Origin of the sequence: Streptomyces sp. ISL-1, assembly GCF_018614585.1 — a bacterium.
In the GTDB taxonomy this organism is placed as follows: Bacteria; Actinomycetota; Actinomycetes; order Streptomycetales; family Streptomycetaceae; genus Streptomyces; species Streptomyces maoxianensis.
The window spans coordinates 1-7,146 of the sequence record NZ_JAGGOI010000081.1; the positions used below are offsets into that span (position 1 = coordinate 1).

General features: G+C 68.7%; 6 protein-coding genes and 2 pseudogenes. 4 read left to right on the plus strand and 4 right to left on the minus strand.

Annotated features, from left to right (window positions below):
- Positions 1-59 precede the first annotated feature (59 nt).
- Both J7E87_RS34540 and J7E87_RS34545 read left to right on the plus strand, forming a co-directional pair.
- Positions 60-152: pseudogene (locus tag J7E87_RS34540) on the plus strand (hypothetical protein); the annotation flags it as partial.
- Positions 153-432: 280 nt separating this feature from the next.
- On the plus strand, positions 433-954 hold the full coding sequence (locus J7E87_RS34545; RefSeq protein WP_251018441.1) for a transposase: 522 nt from the start codon (positions 433-435) through the stop codon (positions 952-954).
- 195 nt (positions 955-1,149) lie between these two features.
- Here the strand turns inward: J7E87_RS34545 and J7E87_RS34550 are convergent, their stop codons facing one another.
- Entirely contained in the window at positions 1,150-2,547 is a 1,398-nt protein-coding gene (locus J7E87_RS34550) for an IS1380 family transposase (RefSeq protein WP_215098617.1), read from the minus strand.
- A gap of 294 nt (positions 2,548-2,841) precedes the next feature.
- Positions 2,842-3,666 (minus strand): hypothetical protein, encoded by an 825-nt coding sequence (locus J7E87_RS34555; protein WP_215098618.1) that lies wholly within the window; start codon positions 3,664-3,666, stop codon positions 2,842-2,844.
- Positions 3,667-3,965: 299 nt separating this feature from the next.
- Between J7E87_RS34555 and J7E87_RS34560 the strand changes: the two genes are divergently transcribed.
- Complete coding sequence (locus J7E87_RS34560; protein WP_215098619.1) at positions 3,966-4,319, plus strand: hypothetical protein; 354 nt, start codon at positions 3,966-3,968, stop codon at positions 4,317-4,319.
- A gap of 156 nt (positions 4,320-4,475) precedes the next feature.
- Here the strand turns inward: J7E87_RS34560 and J7E87_RS34565 are convergent, their stop codons facing one another.
- Positions 4,476-5,831 carry an MFS transporter gene (locus tag J7E87_RS34565; RefSeq protein ID WP_308313207.1) on the minus strand — a complete coding sequence of 452 codons (1,356 nt, stop codon included), beginning with the start codon at positions 5,829-5,831 and terminating at the stop codon, positions 4,476-4,478.
- Positions 5,832-5,970: 139 nt separating this feature from the next.
- Here J7E87_RS34565 and J7E87_RS34570 point away from each other — a divergent pair, with 139 nt between their 5' ends.
- Positions 5,971-6,591 (plus strand): helix-turn-helix domain-containing protein, encoded by a 621-nt coding sequence (locus J7E87_RS34570; protein WP_215098621.1) that lies wholly within the window; start codon positions 5,971-5,973, stop codon positions 6,589-6,591.
- A 298-nt stretch (positions 6,592-6,889) separates the two neighbouring features.
- On the opposite strand, the pseudogene J7E87_RS34575 reads toward J7E87_RS34570, so the two are convergent.
- Positions 6,890-7,146, minus strand: a pseudogene (locus tag J7E87_RS34575) (hypothetical protein); the annotation flags it as partial.

The following is a 7,146-nucleotide window of genomic DNA, read 5'->3' on the forward strand; positions in this document are numbered from 1 at the left end:
GCGGGCTGTCGGCCCTGGCCGACCGCAAGCGCAGCGGGCGCCCCGCTCCCTTCACTCCCGTGCAGGTCGCCGAGGCCAAGGCGCTGGCCTGCCAGTTACCCGCCGAGACCGGCGTGCCGCTGGCGCGCTGGTCGTGCCCGGAGTTGACCGCCGAGCTGACCTCGCGCGGGATCACCGATACCGTTTCCGCGTCCACAGTGCGCCGCTGGCTGCGCGAGGACGCGCTCAAGCCCTGGCAGTACCGGTCCTGGATCTTCATCCGCGACCCGGACTTCCACACCAAGGCGGCACGGGTGATGGACCTGTATGCCCGCACCTTCGACGGTGCCCCGTTGGGCGAGGACGAGTACGTGATCTCCGCGGACGAGAAGACCTCCATTCAGGCCCGCTGCCGCTGCCACCCCGACCCTGGCACCCGGGCAGGCCCAGGCGATGCGCGTCAACCACGAATACCAACGCGGCGGCGCCCTGGCCTACCTCGCCGCCTACGACGTCCACCGAGCACGCGTTCTCGGCCGCTGCGAGACCACCACCGGCATCGTGCCGTTCATGAACCTGGTCACCCAGGTCATGACCAGCGAGCCCTACGCCAGCGCCAAACGCGTCTTCTGGATCGTCGACAACGGTTCCTCCCACCGAGGGAAGAAGGCCATCGATCGCCTTACCGCCGCGTTTCCGAACGCCGTCATGGTCCATACCCCCGTCCACGCCTCCTGGACGAACCAGGTCGAGATCTTCTTCTCCGTCGTCCAACGCAAAGTCGTGGCACCCAACGACTTCACGGACCTCGACCAGGTCCGAGACCGACTCCGAGCCTTCGAAGACCGCTACAACGCCACAGCACAGCCGTTCCAGTGGAAGTTCACCACTTCCGACCTGGACGATCTGCTGGCCAGGCTCGACCGGCACACCGCCGATCACCCAGAAGAATCCTCCGCCGCCCAGGCAACATGATCAACCCCCGAAGGACTTCGAGGCCGACCACTTAGCCTCGATCCACCGACGTGGTTTGAAGGTGGCCTTCTGAGGATCGTTCTGCGCCGGTTCCGGGGCGGCGGCTGGGGTGGGCAGCGGGTACCTGCTGGTCTGCCCAGCTTTTCCACGGTTTCGGTTCCGGTCGGGCCCTGGCGGGCGGGTGGGCGGGGGTTGTCAGGCTGGTTTGGGTGGGCCGTGGACCGTGTCGAACAGGTGCGTCCAGGCGTGCTGCCAGGGCCAGTTGTGCGGTAGATGCAGGGTGATGCGCCGTGCGGAGCGGGCGATCCGGGCGGGTACGTTGACGAGGTGGGCGCGGAGGGTGGCGGTGGTGGCCTTTGTGTGGAAGGCAGAGGTCAGCGCGCCGGTGGCCCGCAGCAGGTTGTAGGCCATCGCCCACAGGATCAGCCAGGCCGCGTTGGCGTGGAAGTGCCCCGAGGGCAGGTGGGCCAGGGCGGAGGCTTTGCTGTCGGCGATGACCTGTTCGACGACGGCGTGGTGGCGGTGCTCCCGTTCGGCCTGGAGGGTCTGGGCGGGGCTGTCGGTGAAGAACGGGTGGTAGCGCCAGACGGGGAACAGTTCGCCCTGCTCGCCGACGGTGGCGGGTTTGGCCAGGTCGCGGACCCGGCGCACGATCAGCCGGGCGGTGACCTGCTCGCTCTTCTTGCGGCCGGCGAACGCGGTGTAGGCCGGGATCTCGGCGACCTCCGCATCAAAGGCGAGCTCACCGGTGTCGGGATCGGGCACGGCGGTGGGGTAGGTGATCTGCTGCCATGCCCCCTCCGGGATGCCAAGGACGGCGCGTTTGACGGACGGGTTCATGCCGCAGGTGATCGAGAAGCGGGCGCCGGCCCGGCGGCAGGCGGCGATCACCCCGGCGTTGTAGAACTGGGAGTCCGCCCGCAGGATGCGCATGCCGGTGCAGCCGGCCTCCACCGCCGTGGCCAGAGCCTCGCTGACGAATTTCGGGGCGCCGCGGGAGTCGGCTGCCTTGCCGCGGCGCATCCGCACGGTGGCGATCACCGGCCGGGAGGCGGGGGTGCAGATCGTGGCGAGCAGGGGGTGCAGGGTGCGGACGCCCTTGAACCGGCCGTACTCCGCCCCCTGCTTGGTGCGGCCGTAGACGCGTTTGTGGGTGGAGTCGACATCGATGAATGCCACCTGGCCCGCGCCCGGCAGCAGCGGGGTGTGGGCGGCCAGTGCGGCCAGGAACCTGCGGTGCACGGCATCGAGTTGGAGCGCGTGACCGTGGGTGAACGCACGCAGGAACGTGCCGAGCGTGGACGGGGCACGGATCCCGCCGAACAGGGCCGGCATCGCACCGTGCCGCAGGACGTCCAGGTCGTCGATGCTGTCCGCACCCGCCACCATCCCGCCCACGATGCTGGTGACCTTGGCGTGCGCTGCGGCACCCGCGCTGTTCTTCGCCCCGCTCAGCTTCACCTTCTCCGCCACCCAACGGGCAAGCCCGCACCGCTCGGCCAGTCGCATCACCGGGACCAGCCCGGCATACGCGACTAGATTCGTGTCATCGAACGCGGCGGACACCGCCGAAGCGGCATGGGAAGATTGCATCTCGCGGGTGTTCTCTTGCTCTGTGGATGCGGAACCGTAGGAAGTCCCATCGTCCCAGCTCAGAGGGCATCCGCGTCTTCATGTCCAAGCCCTGGACCGGCCATTGGCCGGTGGATTCAGGCTTAGTCGTCGTCTCCACGATCTCCTCGCGCTGTGGCACGTCGATCTCGTGGTACTCCGCCTGCGCCAGCAGCGTGTCCGTGTCGAGATAAAGAGGTGATCGCAAAGCCATCCCATGAGTCTCTCACCGCCCACTGACACCAACACGGGGGCACAGTGAGGAGATCGCGGTCGTCAGTCGGCGTCAGGGTCGTATCCGAGGCTCTGAAGGAGACGGCGGCGTTCGTCTTCCTCACGCTCAAGGAGTGCCGCCAGGACGCGCACGTCCCGGTGGGAGGTGATCGCGGCCTTCAGCACGGCGGCGAGGACGTCGGGCGGCAGGGCCTCGGCCTGGGTGGTGGAGGTGCCGCTGAACAAGCGGTGATCACTGGCCTTCGGCGGCGCGGTGGGCAGCCCGTAGTCGGCGATCTGCTGCTCGGTCACCGCCAGGCGCTCGAAGACGACCTCCGTTCCCGGGGCGTCCACGGCAGCGAACGCGGTGACATCCTCGGCCAGCGCGGAGAACAGGTGGACCCCGCTCTGGTCCCAGTCGGAGACGACGAAAACCCTCACCGCGCGGTGTTCCGTCAGAGCCGCACGCAGCGCTGCTCCCTGTTTCGCCGGCAGCCCATTGAATCCGCTGCCCGAATACACAGGCACGCCGTACGGGTCGGCGACGGCGACAAGCTGTGGAACCATCCCAGCTGTCTCGCAGACGATCTCAAGCCGCACCGGTTGGCCGGCCTGCCGGTCCAGCCGATAGTCCAGCGCCGCCTGGCGCAGCCCGCCCCGGAAGTCGTCGGGCCCGTCGTAGGCGACGGGTTCGGCGCGGATTTCGGTGTCGTCGCGCAACGCCTCCCACGGGATGCGGCCAGAGCGGCGGGCCATCCCGAGGAGCTCCACCGTCTGTTTGTAGGTGCGCTCTTCCTTGACCAGCACGCCGTCGGAGATCAGCGAGTACCAGACCTGCCGGATCGTGAGCGGCAGCTGAGCCGCGTAGCGCACAAGGACCCGGTCCACGGCCGTCAGCAGCTCACACGTGCGGGCGCGGGGATTCCACTGCGGCTGGTACCCGCGGGGCCGGCGATTAAGGCGTCCTTTCTCCAGGATCCCGCCCGGATGGACTACGGGCAACGGCCTCCCTCGGGTGCACTGGGCGCATGGCGGTAGGCCGAGGCCACGCGGCCTTGGGCTTGCCCGCGCCGCCGGGTCGGGGCTTGCCCTGCCCACCGGACGCCCAGCGGTCGCCTTCGAGAAGGCCACGCCCCCATGACCGAATCGCACCCCAGGCACCCCAGGTTCGCCCTACGGTGCTGGCCATGAAGCTTTCGATGAAGAGCAGCAAGCCCGTGCCCGAGGACCGGCGAATGCTCGCGGCCGGCCTGACGATGGCCGCCGAAATGATCACCGAGAATGCAGCCGACAGCCTGCGGGACGGCCGGTGGTCGGACGCGGTCGCCGACCTCGCCGAAGCAGCCCGCCGTACCCAGGTCATCCTGCACGAGGCCATCGAGCGCGCCCTCGCCGAAGGCGAGACCTTCGAGACCCTGGCCAACGATGCGCACCTGTCGCCCGAGTACCTGCGCCAGGCCTACGAGCAGTTCGACCGCGGAACGCCGGCGCAAAGCGGTCCCGACCAGCATGGCCGGGAACCCTGGCGCGTCCTGGGCTAACGGCGCCCACTTCCCTGGCGTCATCGCCCGGGGCCTCGTGCTGTCAGGCGCCCCGTGCCGGAGTGGCTCTGTTCACCGAAACGGACAGCAGTTAGTTTGAGCAGCAGGCGATCGCCGAACCAGGTCGAACAGTTCGTGAGTTCCGACAGCACTTCTTCACTTCTTCGTCCGCGATGCGTGGGCCAAGGGGAACAGGAGGAGTCCGCAGATGGCGACCAGGATCCAGCCCGGGCGGGACGCATGTGCGAGCCCCGCCGGGCCGGTGTTCGCGACCAGGCCGCCGGCGAGGGCGATGCCGAGTGCGGAGCCGACCTGTCGTGCGGTGGACGTGATCGCTCCGGCCACGCCGGCCCGGGCCGGAGGCAGCCCGTTGACTGCGGTGTTGGTGATCGGCGCATTGGCGAAGCCGAACCCGATACCGATGAACAGGTAGGCAAGCAGGAGCAGGGGCACGCTCGTGTGCCGATCGAGACCGACCAGGCAGAGTCCGCCTGCCATGATGAAGCCGCCGGCCAGGGTCAACGGCAGCCGCGGTCCGATACGACCGACCAGACGGCCGGACCAGGGTGCGCAGACGGTCGCTCCGAGAGCCATGGGCAGGGTGGCCACCCCGGCGGCCAGTGGCGTGAAGCCCCGGGTGTGCTGCAGGTAGAGGGTGTTGAGCAGCAGCGTCACGTTCAGGGCGACGAAGACCGCCACGGCGCCCAGGACCGCGCTGCTGAACAGCGGGCTCCGGAAGAGTCGCAGATCCATCAGCGGTTCGTGCCGACGCGCCTCGACCCACACGAACCCGACCGTCGCCGTGGAGGCGACCCCATAGCCGGCCAGCGCCACGGGCGATGTCCAGCCGATGCGCGGCCCTTCGATGAGGACGCCGACCCAGACCCCGATGACCACGGTCAGCAGGGTCTGGCCCGCAACGTCGAGCCGTCGTGCCCGCGGCCCCCGGGACTCGGGCACAAACACCGCGCTGAGCACTAGGGCGGTCACGATGACCGGAGCGTTGATCCAGAACAGCGACCGCCAGCCAAACCCCGCGACGAGGGCGCCACCCGTGACCGGGCCGACGGCCATGCTGAGCCCGAAGACCGACGCCCAGACGCCGATGGCCTGCGCCCGCTCCCTCGGGTCGGGCATAGCGTTCACCACGATCGCGAGAGCCACGGGACTGAGCATCGAGGCGCCGATGCCCTGAACGGCACGGGCCGCTACGAGCGCGCCCACCGAAGGTGCCATCGCGCAGACCAGCGAGGCCGCGCCGAACACCATCAACCCGGACTGGAACACCCGCCGGCGTCCGAAGCGGTCCGCCAGCGCGCCGGAGGAGATCAACAGACCCGCCAGGACAATGGTGTAGGCGTCCACAGTCCACTCGAGACCGCCAGTCTCGACGCCCAGGCCGCGCCCGATGGCGGGCAGGCCCACGTTGACGATGGTGGTGTCCAGGCCCACCAGGAACATGCTCAGGCAGCAGACGGCCAGCACCGTCCAGCGTCTGCGCGCGCTCAGCACGGGTTGAACAGGATGAGTCGTCGTCGTTGTCACTGTCCGCCTCTGACATCTGGGAGTAGATGCTGGCAAGGCTCAGGCAGGCCGACGACCACCGACCAGCGTTTTTGCGAAAACCGCAAAGAACCGCACACTGAACCAGGTGGACACAGAACTGGAGCAGATACTCGACAACATCGGGCCACGGCTGCGCACTCTGCGCCGAGACCGAGGACTCACGCTGGAGGCGCTCGCGACCACGACCGGGATCTCGGTGAGCACACTGTCCCGTCTCGAATCAGGCAGGCGGCGCCCGACTCTGGACCTGCTCATCCCGCTCGCGCGTGCGCACCGCGTCGCACTCGACCAACTGGTGGCCGCACCGGCCACCGGTGACCCCAGGGTGCATCTCACGCCCTTGCGCAGAGGTGACGGCAGCGTCCTCGTGCCCCTGACGCAGTACCCAGGCCAGGTGCAGGTGTTCAAGCACGTGCTGGCTCCCCGCGAGGCGAAGCTGGTGACCCACGACGGCTACGAATGGCTCTACGTCCTCGCCGGCGAGCTACGCCTCATCCTCGGCGAACACGAATGCACTCTCCGCCCCGGCGAAGTGGCCGAGTTCGACACCAGAGAACCGCACTGGTTCGGTCCCGCAAACTCGAGGGCCGTGGAGATCCTGCACCTGTTCGGACCACAAGGCGACCAGGCCGTCGTCCGTGCGAGACCCTCGGCCACCGATCCCACCCTGGCGACCACCACACCCCCACCGCCAAGGACGTCTTGACCCGCAACAGCTTTCCCAGCAGACGCGGGGCGAGGGTGCTGTCCAAACTCGTGAACATCGAACGGCCCGCGATTCCGCCACTCCCGAAAGCCTGAACACCCGCTGTCGAATCTCGCGTACAGAACCACCGGAGGCCCCCCCTGCAACACGGGTGCCAGGAGGCCCCGTCCGAGCTGTCACCGCAGGTCAGGGGCGAAACGCGCGGGGATGTTGCACTGGCCGTGTTGCAGTGGGGGGGCCGTTCGGTGAGACCGGACAGGGCGAGAGGGCAGTCAGCGGTCTTCGGGGTCCTGCGGCACTAGATCGACGTATGCCTGGCCCGGGATCTGGTGGGGTTCTGAGGGAGCCCACCCGGCAGGGGATCATCAGGGTGCCGGCTTCGGTCTACTGCGGGACGCGGACCCCGGCGCTCTCCCGTGACCTTGCTGATCCGCTGGACGATGGCGGGGAAGATGTCGGTGCGCTCGTCGAGGGTCGGGTAGTCGAACCGGTCGTAGCGCAGCTCCAGGGTCGCGGTGCCTGCGGTGTCCTTCAGCTTGATCCTTAACCTCGGCC